Annotated in this window: 10 protein-coding genes; 5 read left to right on the plus strand and 5 right to left on the minus strand. The window is 54.3% G+C overall.

The window, feature by feature from the left end; genetic code table 11:
* Positions 1-8: 8 nt before the first annotated feature.
* Entirely contained in the window at positions 9-3602 is a 3594-nt protein-coding gene (locus tag MK323_09695; protein ID MCH2482432.1) for an ABC transporter ATP-binding protein/permease, read from the minus strand.
* Positions 3603-3908: 306 nt separating this feature from the next.
* Between MK323_09695 and MK323_09700 the strand changes: the two genes are divergently transcribed.
* Entirely contained in the window at positions 3909-5477 is a 1569-nt protein-coding gene (locus tag MK323_09700) for a 2-isopropylmalate synthase (protein MCH2482433.1), read from the plus strand.
* Positions 5478-5499: 22 nt separating this feature from the next.
* On the opposite strand, the gene leuB is transcribed toward MK323_09700, so the two are convergent.
* From leuB to gorA, 4 genes are all read right to left on the minus strand, one after another.
* Positions 5500-6609 (minus strand): 3-isopropylmalate dehydrogenase, encoded by a 1110-nt coding sequence (gene leuB, locus MK323_09705; GenBank protein ID MCH2482434.1) that lies wholly within the window; start codon positions 6607-6609, stop codon positions 5500-5502.
* 131 nt (positions 6610-6740) lie between these two features.
* Positions 6741-8087, minus strand: a complete 1347-nt coding sequence (locus tag MK323_09710; GenBank protein MCH2482435.1) for a flagellar biosynthesis protein FlgA — start codon at positions 8085-8087, stop codon at positions 6741-6743.
* A gap of 55 nt (positions 8088-8142) precedes the next feature.
* Complete coding sequence (gene djlA, locus MK323_09715) at positions 8143-8925, minus strand: co-chaperone DjlA (GenBank protein ID MCH2482436.1); 783 nt, start codon at positions 8923-8925, stop codon at positions 8143-8145.
* Positions 8926-9014: 89 nt separating this feature from the next.
* A complete protein-coding gene (gene gorA / locus MK323_09720) occupies positions 9015-10367 on the minus strand; it encodes a glutathione-disulfide reductase (protein MCH2482437.1) in 1353 nt (450 codons plus the stop codon).
* Positions 10368-10512: 145 nt separating this feature from the next.
* Between gorA and MK323_09725 the strand changes: the two genes are divergently transcribed.
* The 4 genes from MK323_09725 to MK323_09740 all read left to right on the plus strand — a co-directional run bounded on the left by MK323_09725 (position 10513) and on the right by MK323_09740 (position 15372).
* A complete protein-coding gene (locus tag MK323_09725; GenBank protein ID MCH2482438.1) occupies positions 10513-12561 on the plus strand; it encodes a M3 family metallopeptidase in 2049 nt (682 codons plus the stop codon).
* Between the two features lie 230 nt (positions 12562-12791).
* Positions 12792-13391 (plus strand): ubiquinol-cytochrome c reductase iron-sulfur subunit, encoded by a 600-nt coding sequence (gene petA / locus MK323_09730; protein ID MCH2482439.1) that lies wholly within the window; start codon positions 12792-12794, stop codon positions 13389-13391.
* Positions 13391-14641 carry a cytochrome bc complex cytochrome b subunit gene (locus MK323_09735; GenBank protein ID MCH2482440.1) on the plus strand — a complete coding sequence of 417 codons (1251 nt, stop codon included), beginning with the start codon at positions 13391-13393 and terminating at the stop codon, positions 14639-14641. Before petA ends, MK323_09735 begins: the two co-directional genes overlap by 1 nt.
* Positions 14641-15372, plus strand: coding sequence for a cytochrome c1 (locus tag MK323_09740; protein MCH2482441.1), 732 nt, complete (start codon positions 14641-14643; stop codon positions 15370-15372). Before MK323_09735 ends, MK323_09740 begins: the two co-directional genes overlap by 1 nt.
* Positions 15373-15406 lie beyond the last annotated feature (34 nt).

Below are 15406 nucleotides of genomic sequence, written 5' to 3' on the forward strand. Positions count from 1 at the left end.
CACTAATGTTAGGCTGACACAGCCTGCGTTGCACGCACTCCGCCCAGTTGATGGGAGACCAGTCGAGCGTAAAGATGTCGGTTGTTCAGCAAGTCCGCGTGTGTGCCGGTTTCAACAACCCGGCCGTTTTCGAGAACGACAATTATGTCCGCGTCCCGTATGGTCGAAAGACGGTGGGCAATAATGATGGTGGTTCTGTCGGCTTTTAACTGATCCAGTGCTTGGCGTACGCTCTGCTCACTGATGGCATCAAGATGTGAAGTCGCCTCATCCAGGATCAGTACCGGTGCATCCTTCAGGAACGCACGGGCTATCGCGACGCGCTGTCGTTGTCCGCCGGACAGACTTGTGCCTCTCTCTCCGACTGGGGTATTCAGCCCCTGCGGGAGTGACTTGACGAGATCTGACAGTGCCGCCAGCTCGACCGCCTGCGCCAGTTCTGTGTCACTGGCAGTGGGTTTGGCGATGAGGATATTTTCTCTGAGTGAGTTGTTGAACAAATAGGTGTCTTGCGAAACTAGAGCGATTCGAGAACGTAGATCGTCCAGGTGGTAATCCCGCAGGTCAGTGTTGCCAAGCGTGACGACGCCGTCCGAAGGATCCCAGAACCGCATTAACAGTTGTGCCAAGGTTGTCTTGCCGGCACCCGATGGCCCTACCAGGGCGACTGTTTTACCGGCCGGAATCGTGAAATCCACGTCAGCAAGTACTCGCCGTGGTCGGCCGGGATAACTAAAGTTAACCGAAGACAGTGTGATAGCTACAGAATTTTCAGATTCCTGAGCGCCGGGACCGTCTACCACTGGTACCGGTTCGTTTTCCAGCGCATAAACCCGCCGCGTGGCACCCAGCGTATCGGCGAGTTGTCGACCCACCTGCGCAATCTCGGAGACCGGTAGAAACGCGGCCATCGCAAGAATCGTAAGCAATGGTAGAAGGCCCGCGTTGATGGACTGAGTGCCGACCAGGAATGCGCCCGTCGTCACCACAGCCAGTCCCCCCAATCCGGTAAATATCTCGAGCAGAGTGTGCTGCAGGGTCAGCTGACCAAAGAACGGCAGGCGCAGCGAAATGTGATGCTCGCCCAGTGCGTCAAACTGATCACCGCGACTAGTTTCCTGCTGGTAGGAGACAATTTCACCCAGCCCCTGCACGCTGTCGATCGCATGTGCGGCTAACTCGCCCGCTGCTTCTCGTGAGCGGGAGCCCAGATGATCGACACTGCCGCGCATTAGAAACGGACTCAGGCCGACGGCAAGTAAAAATGGAACCAGAGCGGCAGCGATCCATGCGTTGGCCGTACCCAAGATAAACACGACTACGACGGGCCCGAGTACCGCGACGAAGGCAGGTGCGACTGTGTGTGCAAAAAAATACTCGACCAGCTCGACATCTTGGGTAGCGATGCCCATCAGGTCACCTGTTCGCCGTCGTACCAGGTAAGCGGGGGCAAGCTGGTCCAGTTTGCGAAACACGCCGACACGCATTTCTGCTAACAGTCTAAAAGCCATATCGTGCGCTATCCACGATTCGAGCCAGTGCAGGACACCCGACAGTGGTGCCACAACAGCGAGTCCGATCAGATAATGGGTGTAGGGTGCGTGGTTCTTGAGCGCCAGGACGATCAGCGCACTCAGTGCGCCGACGCCGATGAACGCAACCACGCGCAGAACACCAAAGATAAAGGTTAAAGTCAGTCGGCCTTTCCAGGGCATGATATGGCCCATAAGGATTTTGACAACCTGTCGCCAGTTGAGTCCTTCAGCTTTGATAATGCCCTCGGTTGGCACACTGCTTATGTCTTCTGTCACGTCCGGCTGCGGCGACGGCGATACCTCGATTTCCAAAGAGGCCTTCTCTTCAGGTTGTTCCCGATCTGCCTCACGTGCCTGTTCAGACATTAGGTTGGCGTAGATGCCATTGCTCGCCATCAATTGACTGTGGTTTCCGGATTCAGCAACTCTGCCCTGGTCCAGGACGAGAATTCGGTCGCAGTTAATGACACTGGAAAGTCGGTGGGCCAGGACGAGGGTGGTGCGACCTTTCATCAACCTGTCCAAGGCCTTCTGGATGAAAGCCTCGTTTTCGGCATCGACCGCCGACAGAGCTTCATCGAGAACCAAAATTGGTGAGTCTCGCAGCAGCGCACGAGCAATCGCCACGCGTTGTCGCTGGCCGCCGGAAAGTTTGATGCCCTTTTCTCCAATGAGGCTGTCGTATGTTTGGGGCAGGCCTGATACAAACTCATGGATGTTTGCGTTTTTTGCGGCATCGGTGACCTCGGCATCGGTTGCTTCGGGTCTGCCTAGCCGGATGTTCTCACCGATGGTGCCATGAAACAGAAAGGTGTCCTGATTCACTACGGATATTTGCCGCCTGAGCGCAGCGAGTGACAGGTCTTTGATATCGTATCCGCCGAGCCTGACGGTTCCCCGGTCCGGATCATAAAAACGCAGCAGTAGCCGCACGATCGTCGATTTGCCGCATCCACTGGCCCCGACGATGCCGACGCGCTCGCCGGGAACTATTGAAAGGTCGAGTTGATCGTGAACACGGTGTCGTTGCTCGGGGTAGCTGAAGCGCACCGATTCGAAAGATACAGTGGGTTGAGGGTCGACCGGTTCAACAGCGGTGGTTTTTTCCACGATGGGCGGTTGCGCATCCAGAATCCGATAGATCCCCTGTGCGGCCGACAGACCGACCATGCCCTGGTGGAGCACCGTACGCAGGTCGCGCATCGGACGGAAGATTTCAACGCCCATCATCAAAATAATCAGCAGTGCAGTAAGTTCCATCTGTTCCGACGCCACCCGGTGGGCTCCCAAACCCAGCGCGAACGCGGCACCCACTGCGATCGCCGTATCGGTGATGCCGCGGGCCAGCGAATTGGTGGCCAACACCCACATGGTGGTGCGAAAAACATCCCGCGCTTTGTCAGCCAGCAGGTCGGCCCGCGGTCGGCTCTGGCCAAAAGCCTTGAGGGTGGCCAGCCCCTGTACGGCATCCAGAAATTCCGATGCAAATTCAGCATAAGCATCCTGGCGTTCCTGGGATTTCTTGGTGTCAAAGCGATGCCACAGCGCCGGGGCAGTCAACGCAATCAGCGCGGCGATGAACAGCGTCAGCGCCACGGGCAGGTCCAGGAAGGCGACGAAGGCGAAGATCAGTGCTGGGGTGATCGCAGAAACCAGTAGTTGGGGCAGATACTGCCCGAAATAGGTTTCCAGTTGTTCTACTCCGTCGACCAGCGACAGGACCAGTTCACCTGACCGCTGTCTTCCTGTGTATCCGGGCCCCAGCGCGACGATCTGGTCATACACTCGGCGACGCAGCATTTTTTGAACGATTGCCGCTGTCTGATGCGCGACCAGGGTACGCCAGTGCTCGAAGACGCCTCTTAGCACCATAACACAAGCGGTCACGAACAAGGGGAGGATCAAGGTGGTGACGTTACGACCCTCGAAAACCAGGCCGATAAGCCAACCGAGCAGCGCAAGTCGGGCCACACCCAGAGTCGTTGCCAGGACGCCGATCAGGACCGCAAAAAAAATCCGGCCTCTGACCCCGCGGGTAAAGCCCCAGAGGCGATAGTCAAAATGCATAGTGTGTGGACCCGATGAAACTTAGACGGAGCGACCAGCCAGTCAGGTACGAGGTTTCACCTGAAGACGAGTGTATCTGCCCATTCGCTATAACTGGGAGAGGCTGTCTCACAAAGCGCGCTATCTTAAGTTGGCTCAATCTATAGGGCAAAATATGCACCTCGGCTTTCGTTCAATCGGTACAGCTTTTTCGCAGGACTTTCGCGAGGTATAGCTGATATACCAACTATAGGTGTCTTTTTGCTTATGAAACACCCACAGTCTGTGTAGAATATGCGCCCTTTTACCGGATGATGACTAGCTGACATGAGTAAGTCCCGACAGGTCCTCCTGATGGATACGACCCTGCGAGATGGCGAGCAGACGCAGGGGGTTTCTTTCTCTCCTGAAGAGAAGGTCAGTATCGCACGAGGGTTACTGCAGAGCCTTAAGGTAGATCGGATAGAGGTTGCGTCTGCGGGTGTGTCCCATGGTGAAAAGCAGGCGGTGACTCAGATTCACGAATGGGCAGCTGAAAATGACTGCCTCGAGCGTGTTGAAGTGCTTGGATTTACGGATCACCGGCGAAGTGTAGACTGGCTGGCCAGCGCTGGCGGCCGCGTACTCAACCTGCTTACCAAGGGAAGCGAAAAACACTGCAGGGAGCAGCTCAGGAAGTCTCTTGACGAACACATCGCCGATATTGAGCGGACAATCGACTATGCCAAGGCGCAGCAACTTCTGGTCAATGTCTATCTGGAAGATTGGTCGAACGGTTATCGGGACAGCCGTGATTATGTCTACAGAATCACCGAAGCACTTGCAGACTCCGACGTGGTGCACGTGATGCTGCCCGATACGCTGGGTGTAATGAGTCCTCAAGAAGTATTCGAAAGCGTCGGCGATATGTGTAGCCGCTATCCCGGACTCGCATTTGATTTTCATCCCCACAACGATTATGGCCTAGCCACTGCCAATGCGATGATGGCTGTCCAGGCGGGTGCGCGCTCGATACACGTGACCGTAAACTGTCTTGGGGAGCGGGCTGGAAATGTTTCGCTGGCAGAAGTGGCGGTGGTCTTGCGGGACAAACTCGGGATGAGCCTGCGGCTGGATGAATCCAAGATTCATGCACTCAGTCAGATGGTCGAGAATTTTTCAGGAAAACGGGTGGCGGCGAATTCACCCGTGGTGGGCAACGATGTGTTCACTCAGACCAGCGGGATACACGCCGATGGCGACAATAAAGGTGGGCTCTACCAGTCTGAGTTGAGTCCCACTCGATTTGGTCGAAAACACAGTTACGCCCTTGGTAAGATGAGCGGTCGGGCTTCGGTGCTCAAGAACCTGGAGGACCTTGGTCTTGAACTCTCACCGCAAAATCAGCAGAAGGTGCTGGAGAGAATTGTCGAAATCGCAGACACCAAAGCGACCATTACCCCTGAGGATTTACCTTTCATCATCGCCGACATTCTGGAAAGCCGGGATTTTCAGCACATTGAGTTACTGAATTGTTCGATAACCAGTGGACTTGAAATCGAATCCACGGCCAGTATTCGGGTTCGGGTGGGCAATGAATTTCACAAGGCGTCCGGGTCAGGTAATGGTGGATTCGATGCGTTTGCAAACGCTATGAAAAGCGTGTTGGATCCTATCGGTTTGTCTCCTCCGGAATTGGCAGATTTTGAGGTCCGTATACCCAAGGGGGGCAGTTCAAACGCCCTGACCGAATGTTTTATCACCTGGGATGACGGTCAGGACAGCTTTAAGACGCGCGGGGTACACGCCAATCAGGTCTTTGCCGGTATTAACGCAACCCTTCGTATGCTGAACCTGGTGATGCATCGGCAGACCGAAGGCAAAGAGCACTCGATTCCACTGGCAAAACCCGAGTGAGTGCGTTAGTCAGGCCCCGGTGTCAGTTGTCAACTGGTTGTTTCTCGAGTTCACTTACCACTCGGTCACCAAACTCGGCAGTACTGATCTTTTTCTCGGATTTACCTCGTCGTACCAGATCGGGTGTCGTATAGCCTGCAGCAAAGACGCTTTGCATAGCCTGCCAGAGATTACGCGCCTCACTATCCATGCCAAAGCTCATTTCCAGCATCATGGCGACAGAGCCAATCATGGAATAGGGATTGGCAATGCCCTGGCCGGCGATATCGGGTGCCGATCCGTGGGAGGGTTCGTAGTAGGATTTTTCAGGCCCCACACAAGCCGATGGCATCAGCCCCAGCGACCCGAGAATACCACCACCTTGATCACTGAGAATATCGCCAAACATGTTTTCCATCACCATCACATCGAATCTGGCCGGATCGAGACACAGGTAGGTGGCCGCCGCATCGACTAGAACGTGTTTTACCTCAATGTCGGGATAGCTCGGACGGACTTCCTCGACGATCTCATTCCACAAGACGCTGGATTTGAGCACGTTGCTCTTGTGAATATTGTGGAGCACTTTCTTGCGTTTGCTGGCGAGCTGAAACGCCACTTCGAGGACGCGGCGGATTTGATCTTCGTTGTATTCCAGCATTTCGTGGACATAACGTCTGCCCTGGTCATCGATTCCGCTCTCTTTGCTGCCAAAATAAAGTCCACCGACCAGTTCACGGATAATGATCAGATCTATACCATCACCGATCACTTCCGGCTTGAGTGGGGAAAAATGGGCCAGGCTGCGCGGTAGGTAAACCGGTCGAAAATTGGCGTAAGTATCATAGCGTCGCCGCATGGGTAACAACGCGCCGCGTTCAGGTTGTTCATCCACCGGGATTTTGTTTGAGTCTTCGTGGTTCAGTCCGATGGTCCCTTTAAGGATGGCATCAGCCTGATCACAGATGGCTATTGATTCTTCCGGAAAAGATTTGCCGGTCTCAAAGTAGGCCGATGCACCAAACAAGGCCGGTTTTAGATCAAAAGTGACTGCATTTCGGGATTCAACGAGCCGCAATATCTTGACCGCTTCGTCCATGATTTCAGGTCCGATACCGTCACCGGCCAGCAGTGCAATGGTGTAAGTCGACATGTACGTGCCTCAGTCAGGTTGGTGGTAGAAACACCGGAATTGGCGTACTAGCGCCCATTGTAACGTTGCAGCATGACCGGTTCGCAACGATGGCCAGCACCGGTCAGATGAAAATCGCCAGCAACGGCGTACTAAAGACGATCCGAAAAAGCACGTTCCATTTCCCGACGGGCCTGGACGGCGGGGTCGTTGTCATCGAATTCCACGTCTGCCCAGCGCAGAGTTGAACCTGCGGCAACATTGCAACGCATCTTAATATCTGCTGCCAACCCAAGCGGCAGAGCGCCCCGTTCGATTGAGTCTGCAGCGGGCATTTGTCGACCCCATACGCAATGCCCCCCCTCACCATCGAGAATTTGACCCGCAGTCAAAGCATGTTTGGCCGTTGCGACTACGTCTGAATAAAAACCTTTGGGGCACCCGGTGGGTTCACCCCGGAGCACCACCGAGGCGACAGAGATGCCAAGTTCCATCCCGATCATGTGGGTGGGTCGATACAGGGCGGCGTAGCGTCCAGTTGAGTCCTGTAGCATGTGGTATTCACGAAAACACTGCTGCGCATAGTCTCCAGCACCTTCGACCACCACGTAGGTGCCCATGGCCAGATGATGAGGTATCGGTTCACCGCTGCGTGTGAGGGATGACACCACCTCCGTGGTACCGCGCCGACTGAGCATGCCGCCGTCTTCTGAAGGCTTGCAGATGTCTGCCAGATCAAATCGGGAACTGGGCGGAAAGCCCAGGCCGTTATTCTGTGGGGTGAGTCCAGTGGTGTTACAAACAGCGCTCATCTCAATGCCTGACTTACTGCCATCGAGAAACGAATTGAACATTTTCAGATTGATGCTGGTGGGGTCATCAATTTCCAGGTACTGCTGCAGTACCTCCCACACGCTATCGGGGGTGAGTTCATGATAGGACGGGTGATAACGTGTACCTTTGCCCGCGCAAACAACTTCAAAGCCGCAGGTTCGCGCCCAGTCGACATGTTCACAGATCAACGCCGGTTGATCACCCCACGCTAGGCTGTAGACCACACCCGCAGCTTGGGCTTCCCGGGCCAGCAGGGGACCGGCAACTACATCCGCTTCTACATTGACCATAATAATATGATGTCCCGCGGCGATCGCCCGCCGGCAGTGGTGAATGCCTGCTGTGGGAATGCCTGTCGCCTCAACGACAACATCGATCTCGTTGAGGTCGATCAGCTGGTCGGCATCCTCAGTGAGCCAGGTTGAGCCGTTTGCCATAGCGTCAGTCGGTTTACTGGCTGCGTATTGCTCAGCTGTCCAGCCAGCCATCGCGAGCTGTTTCATCGCCCGCGCCAGGTCGAGATCAGCGATACCAACAACATGGATTCCCGCTGTTTGACGGGCCTGAGTGAGATACATGGTGGCGAATTTGCCGCACCCTATGAGGGCAACGCGGATCGGATGGTCACTGCGGACTCTCTCACTGAGCAGAAACGACAGATTCATGAAGGCACCTCGGTCTCAAATTGTCAGTGACTGGGCCATCAACAAGGCTTGGGGCTCAGGCTGCTTTCTTGCGATGGTCTCGAACTTGATCCCAGGCACTTCGGATCTCCTGCGTTTTTTCTGTCGCCAGCTTGATCATCTCTTCGGGGACACCCTTGGCGACCAGCTTGTCGGGGTGATGCTGGTTCATCAGACGACGGTAGGATTTTTTGATCTCGGCATCGGAATCGTCCTTTGACGCTCCGAGTATCTTGTAGGCCTGATCTATTGAACGAGCGGGCTTACTGCCGACGGAACCAGCGGTACCGCTTATTAGGTCGATCAGATTTTCAACTTCCGACTGATCAAAGCCCAGCACGTCTGCGGCATGCAGGAGAATCGAGTTTTCTTGGGGATCGAGCCGACCATCAGCCATGGCGGCCTGAACCTGCATCTCAATAAACATCCTCAGTACAGTTGTGCGGCGCTGACATTCGTGCCGGAACTGATGGAGCACATCGTTCAGGGGAAAGTCGGTGTGTTTACCTTGTTCGAACAGATCAATAGCAGCTTTGCGCTGTTGCTTATCCAAACGCATCTGGTCCATCAGGCTTTTCGCCATCTGGATTTCTTGTTGGGAGACCTGGCCATCGGCCTTGGCGATATGCCCCATGACTGAGAAAGTGGCCGTGAAGAAGGCGAGCTGTATTCGTTCCTGGTCACCGGGTAGGGCGCGTACACCAGCGCCACGCCGCTTCGCATCAAACTGGTGTCCCAGAGTCGTACCGAGTAACGCGCCGAGCGGTCCTCCCATCATGAAGCCCAGCGATCCACCGATCAGTTTGCCCCACCATGCCATTGTAGCTTCCCCTTTTTACCCTTTGTTCAAATGACAGTGTACTGAATAGAATCTGAAATGGAATTCCTCAGTAGTGTCTCTGCTCAAATTCAACGCAGCGTGACCAGCTCTTCGGCCGCAGTAGGATGGATCGCGACAGTGTTGTCAAAATCTGTTTTTGTTGCGCCCATTTTCAGTGCCACCGCAAACCCCTGAATGATTTCGTCTGCAGCCTGTCCGATCATGTGGCAGCCAACCACCTTTTCTTTAGGGCCGGTGACAATCAGTTTGACCACTGTCGCTGGTTTCTGCTGGGAAACCGCGTACTGCATATTGGTGAATCGACTCTGGTAGACCTTGACGCTGTCTTCACCGTGTTGAGCTTTGGCCTGTTCTTCGGTCAGTCCGACGGTGCCTATAGGGGGATGTGAAAAGATCACCGTGGGGACAACTGTGTAGTCAAGGTGGGCATCGGCCTGGCCGCCATATAAACGATCTGCTAGCCGCCGGCCGGCAGCTATCGCGACTGGGGTCAGGGCCTGTCTGCCGGTGACATCACCCACAGCGCAAACCCCGTCAACATTGGTACACTGATACTTATCCGTTGGTATGAAGCCCTCCGTGTCAACCTGTACACCGGCGTGATCGAGATTTAGATCGGCCGTTAAAGGTTTCCGTCCTATCGCCCACAAGACCGAATCGAACCCATTGGTGGTTTGATCAGCATCGTGCAATATGCTGAGTGTGCCGTCCGGCTCAGTACGGATTTCCTGCAAACGAACCTCGGTCAGTATTTTGATGCCTGCAGCCCGCATTTCTGTCATGAGAGTTTCGCCAAGGGTTGCGTCGAACTCTTTCAGCAGAGTCTTCTTGCGAAGCAGCATGGTCACCTCAGTTCCCAGGCTGTTCAGGACGCCGGCCAACTCGGTAGCGATGTAGCCGGCACCGACGACCAGCGTGGACTGCGGTTGATGGCCGAGTTCAAAAAACCCGTCACTGGTGATGCCCAGCCGGGCGCCCGGTATATCCGGGACAGTGGGACGTGCACCTGTTGCAATCAGTATGTGATCGGCATGCAACTCATGGTCATTGACCCGTACGCTGTGTGGAGCCTGAAACGACGCCCAGCCAGTGTACAGGGAGACCCCTGAAGCATCGAGGTTTTTCTTATAGATTTCGTTGAGGCGTTGAACGTATCCATCCCGAGCTTTTGTTATGGTCGGCCAGTCGAAGTTATTGCTCGCAACCGAAAACCCGTAGTCCGGAGCTTGACGGATGACCTCGGCGACATGCGCGGTGTTCCACATCACTTTTTTGGGTACACAGCCGACATTGACACAAGTGCCTCCTAGACGGTGAGCTTCGATCAGCGCTGTCCGCGCGCCATGGTCCGCAGCTCTACGGGCGGCAGCAATGCCCCCGCTGCCCCCACCGATGACCAGAAAGTCGTATCGTTCAGTCATGTTGTGTCCTGTGTGCTATCCAAGATGATCGAAAACCAACAGTTGGGTGCCGAATGATAGAGTAAAGTCAGTTTACATGAGGGCGTGTATAAACACTCGCTGGAGGCGTGACTGTGCAATTGTGTGTTTGACCTGAGGCTGCGCGATGACCAAAAACAATCCATTGTTAGATGTCGAAGGGCTGCCTCGTTTTGCAGCAATCCGTCCTGAACATGTCGGGTCGGCGCTCGATGCATTGCTTGTTTCGAATCAAGCGGTTATCGGCCAGTTGGAAAGCGCAGTGAGGGACGATGCAGATTGGGAGAGTTTTGCACAGCCCCTCGAAGATCTGGAAGACAGGTTACAGAAAATGTGGTCCCCCGTTTCGCATCTCAATGCCGTCGCCGACACCGAAGACCTCAGAGATGCCTACCAGAACAGTCTCGAAAAACTGACGGCTTACCGGGCCGCGCTGGGACAGAACAAAACGATTTTTCAGGGTTATCGCAACATCCAGGCGCACGCTGATTTTTCTGGCCTGGATGCGGCAAAACGAAAGGTCATACTTAATGCGGTTCGTGATTTTCGACTTTCCGGCGTGGAACTTGAGGGCAAGGAGCGGGCACGGTTCAAGGACATCATCACGGATCTTGCTACCTTGTCGAACAAGTTTGAACACAATGTCATGGATGCCACAGACGGTTGGGCGCTTTTGCTTGATGTGCCAGCTGATCTTGCCGGACTGCCTGAATCGGCCATCACTCTTGCCCGAAAGACGGCAGAGTCAGCCGGGCACAGTGGCTGGCAATTTACCTTGCAGGCGCCATCGTACATGCCGTTTATGCGCTATTCCGAACGCTCGGATCTGAGGCGCCAGATGTATGAAGCGTTTGTAACCCGGGCGAGTGATCGCGGACCCCAGGCCGATCGCTGGGACAACACCACACTCATGACGCAGATACTTGGATTGCGCCAGGAGCTTGCGGCGCTTCTTGGCTATTCAAATTATGCCGAGTATGCGCTGGTCGATCGGATGGCGTCTTCAGTAGCTGAGGTCGAAGGCTTCCTCATCGATCTGATATCCCGGGCTCGGCCTCAGGCACAGCGTGAACTGCAAGCGCTGGAAGACTTTGCCGGCCGGTCAACAGGCGACAATGTTGTAGCACCGTGGGATATCGCATACCACTCAGAAAAGTTGCGGCAGGCGACCTACCATTTCGATCAGGAGGAACTGCGTCCCTACTTTCCGCTGCCCAGAGTATTGAGTGGTCTGTTTGAGATCGTGAACAGATTGTTTGGGATCACGGTGACCAAAGCCGTTGCAGATGTCTGGCATCCGGATGTGATGTTCTATGAAATTCGAGATGAAGGTGGCGAGATCCGGGGTCGTTTCTACCTGGATCTGTATGCCAGGGAACACAAGCGCAGTGGTGCATGGATGGCAGAGTGTGTAGGTCGGTATCGCCGGCCGGATAATGCAGTGCAAACCCCGGTCGCCTTTCTGACCTGCAATTTCACACAGCCACTGGACGACAAACCGGCGTTACTGACGCATGACGATGTCATCACGCTTTTTCACGAATTTGGACACGGCCTTCATCACCTGCTCAGCCTGGTCGAGGAACCGTCAGTCACCGGGATCAGCGGGGTACCATGGGATGCGGTCGAACTGCCCAGCCAGTTTCTGGAAAACTGGTGTTGGGAGCAAGGCGCGCTGGATCTTGTGACGTGTCATGTAGACACGGGAGAACCATTGCCTGACAAATTGTTGCAGAAATTGCGTGGGGCAAGAAATTTTCAGTCAGGCATGCAGATGGTTCGTCAGCTGGAGTTCGGGTTGTTTGATTTCCGACTGCATGCGAGTGCTGCGCAGATTTCGGCCGACGACATTCAGCGTCTCCTGGATGATGTCCGTCAGCAGGTCGCAGTGGTTACTCCGCCACCCTTCGATAGATTCCCCCATGCGTTTTCGCATATTTTTTCCGGCGGTTATGCCGCCGGTTACTACGGTTATCTGTGGGCCGAAGTGCTCTCTGCTGACGCTTACAATCGATTCGAACAAGAAGGTGTTTTCAATACCGCCGCGGGTCGGGCTTTTTTGCAGCATATCCTGGAGACCGGAGGCGTTGAGGAGCCCCTGGATGTCTTCAGGGCTTTCAGGGGTCGAGAGCCGTCTATTGATGCATTTCTCCGACACTGGGGACTCAATTCCTGACGCTGTGTTCTGTTCCTGGTCCCGGCCAGTGAGATTGAGCATACCGGGGTTCTGGTACCGATCCCGTGCGCCCGCTCCGCCGATGGAGTTGTCACTTGAGCCCCGTCATTTAGACTGAATTTGTTATACTTCGGCGTCGTTTGGGGCGCAATGCGTAAGCCGTCAGTGGCGCGGCCAGTGTGGTGCCCTGCTGTTTCTGTCGATCTTTCGATTTTCCGCGTGAGGAACCTATGACCCAGGAAGTTGATAACAGTCGGCGGCGTATGCTGACGACAGTAACCTCAGGAGTCGGTCTGGTCGGCGTCGGTGCGATGGTTGTGCCATTCGTTGCAAGCATGGCGCCGAGTGCCCGCGCGAAGGCAGCCGGTGCCCCTGTCGAAGTGGATATCAGCGCACTGAAGGAAGGACGCATGCTGACAGTGGCATGGCGCGGTAAACCCGTGTGGATAATTCGCCGGACCCAGAAAATGCTTGATGATTTGACCCAGATTCGTGATCGATTGTCTGATCCTGATTCCACGGTATTGGATCAGCAGCCGGCCTATGCACACAACGAATTCCGCTCGATCAGGCCTGAAATCCTGGTTGTACTGGGTGTCTGCACCCACCTGGGATGTGCACCGACCGAAAAATTCGAAACCGGCGCCGCATCGGGCATCAGTGATGATTGGGTCGGCGGGTTTTTCTGTCCCTGTCATGGCTCGGCCTTTGATTTTGCAGGACGGGTTTATCGAAACGTTCCGGCGCCCACAAATTTGGTCGTGCCGCCCCATAGTTTTCTGTCCGAGAATCGCATACTTGTCGGAGTCGATCAGGAGGAGACAGCCTGATGGCGAGATTGATGGAGTGGATTGACGAACGTTTTCCGGCCACCAAGGTCTGGGAGGAGCACGTCTCCAAGTACTACACTCCGAAAAATTTCAATTTCTGGTATTACTTTGGTTCACTGCTGTTGCTGGTCATGGTCCTGCAGATCGTCACCGGCATCGTTTTGACAATGCATTACAAACCGGACTCTAGCCTGGCATTTGCATCGGTCGAGTACATCATGCGCGATGTGCCCGCCGGCTGGTTCATTCGCTACCTTCATTCTGTTGGCGCCTCGATGATGTTTCTGGCGGTCTACCTGCACATGTTCCGGGCAATGCTGTACGGTTCCTACAAAGGTCCTCGCGAGTTGATTTGGATCCTGGGGATGATCATTTATATCGTGTTGATGGCCGAAGCGTTTTTCGGTTATTTGTTGCCATGGGGAAATATGTCCTACTGGGGAGCGCAGGTCATCATTTCGCTTTTTGGTGCCATCCCTGTGGTCGGTGAGGGACTTGCCGAGTGGGTCCGTGGTGATTTCGTGATCTCGGATGCTACCCTAAACAGGTTTTTTGCCTTTCATGTCATCCTATTGCCATTGCTCTTGGCTCTGCTGGTTTACCTGCATATCGTCGCGCTGCATAAAACCGGCTCCAATAATCCAGATGGCGTAGAGATCAAAAAACAAAAAGATGATAAAGGCGTCCCCTTAGACGGAATTCCATTCCATCCGTACTACACGGTAAAAGACATTTTTGGTGCTGCGGTGTTTATGGCCATATTCCTCGCGATTGTATTTTTCGCGCCAGAGCTGAGTGGCTGGTTTCTTGAAAAAGATAATTTTGAACCCGCCAACATTCTTCAGACACCTCCGGATATTGTGCCGCTGTGGTACCTGACCCCCTACTACTCGATTCTGCGCGCGGTAACCTTCGAATGGTTACCCGGTGGCGCGAAACTCTGGGGCGTCATGGCGATGGGCCTCGCCATCGTTCTTTTCTTCTTTCTACCCTGGCTCGACCGATCAAAAGTAAAGTCGATTCGCTACCGTGGCTGGATGTACAAGACTATGCTGACGTTGTTTGCGGTTACTTTTGTGATGCTGGGCTACCTCGGGACCAAGAATCCTGGTCACGTTGATCTGATCTGGTTCAAAAATGTGGTTTGGGCACAGATTGGCCTGGTCATTTATTTTGCGTTTTTTCTTCTTATGCCGATCTACACTCAACTTGATCGTACAAAACCAGAACCAGACAGGCTGACAGGATGATGAAGAATCTCATCAAAATAGCAGTTCTGTGTCTGTTGCCGGTGTTGGCGATGGCTTCCGGCGGGGGTGATGAGGGGCTGGACCCAGTGGACATCGATTTAGCGGATAAAGCATCACTACAAAGGGGAGCGAAGACCTTTGTCAATTACTGTCTATCGTGTCATAGCGCCGCCTACATGCGTTACGAGCGCATGGGGACCGATCTCGGAATAAACGAACAGTTGTTACGGGAAAACCTGATGCTTGCAACTGAAAAGCCGGGCGACACCATGACGGTAACCATGTCAGAAGATGGTGCAAAAAAATGGTTTGGTGTGGTTCCACCGGATCTCAGTCTGACTGCGCGCTCGAAGAGCCCTAAGTGGATCTATACCTACCTCCGCAGTTTTTACTGGGATGAATCCAGTGGTACCGGCTGGAACAATACCTTGGTTCCCAATGTGGCGATGCCGCATGTGCTTTATCGCTTGCAGGGCTATCGTGAGGCGAAGTTCGAAGGCACCGCCGGTGGTATTCGACACTTCGCCGGTTACGTTGAGAAAACGCCGGGCCAGATGAGCAACGAAGAATATGATGCAGCCGTGCGGGACCTAACTAACTTCATGGTCTATCTGGCCGAACCAGCCAAGCTCGTGCGTTATAAGATCGGAATTTGGGTGATGATCTTCATGGGTATTTTGATCATTCTGACTTATGCCACAAAGAAGGAATACTGGCGCGACGTACATTGACTGATTCTACCGTTCAAGCTGCGACCTTTTGTCG

The sequence above is a fragment of the Gammaproteobacteria bacterium genome (genome assembly GCA_022450155.1).
Lineage (GTDB): Bacteria > Pseudomonadota > Gammaproteobacteria > Arenicellales > UBA868 > REDSEA-S09-B13.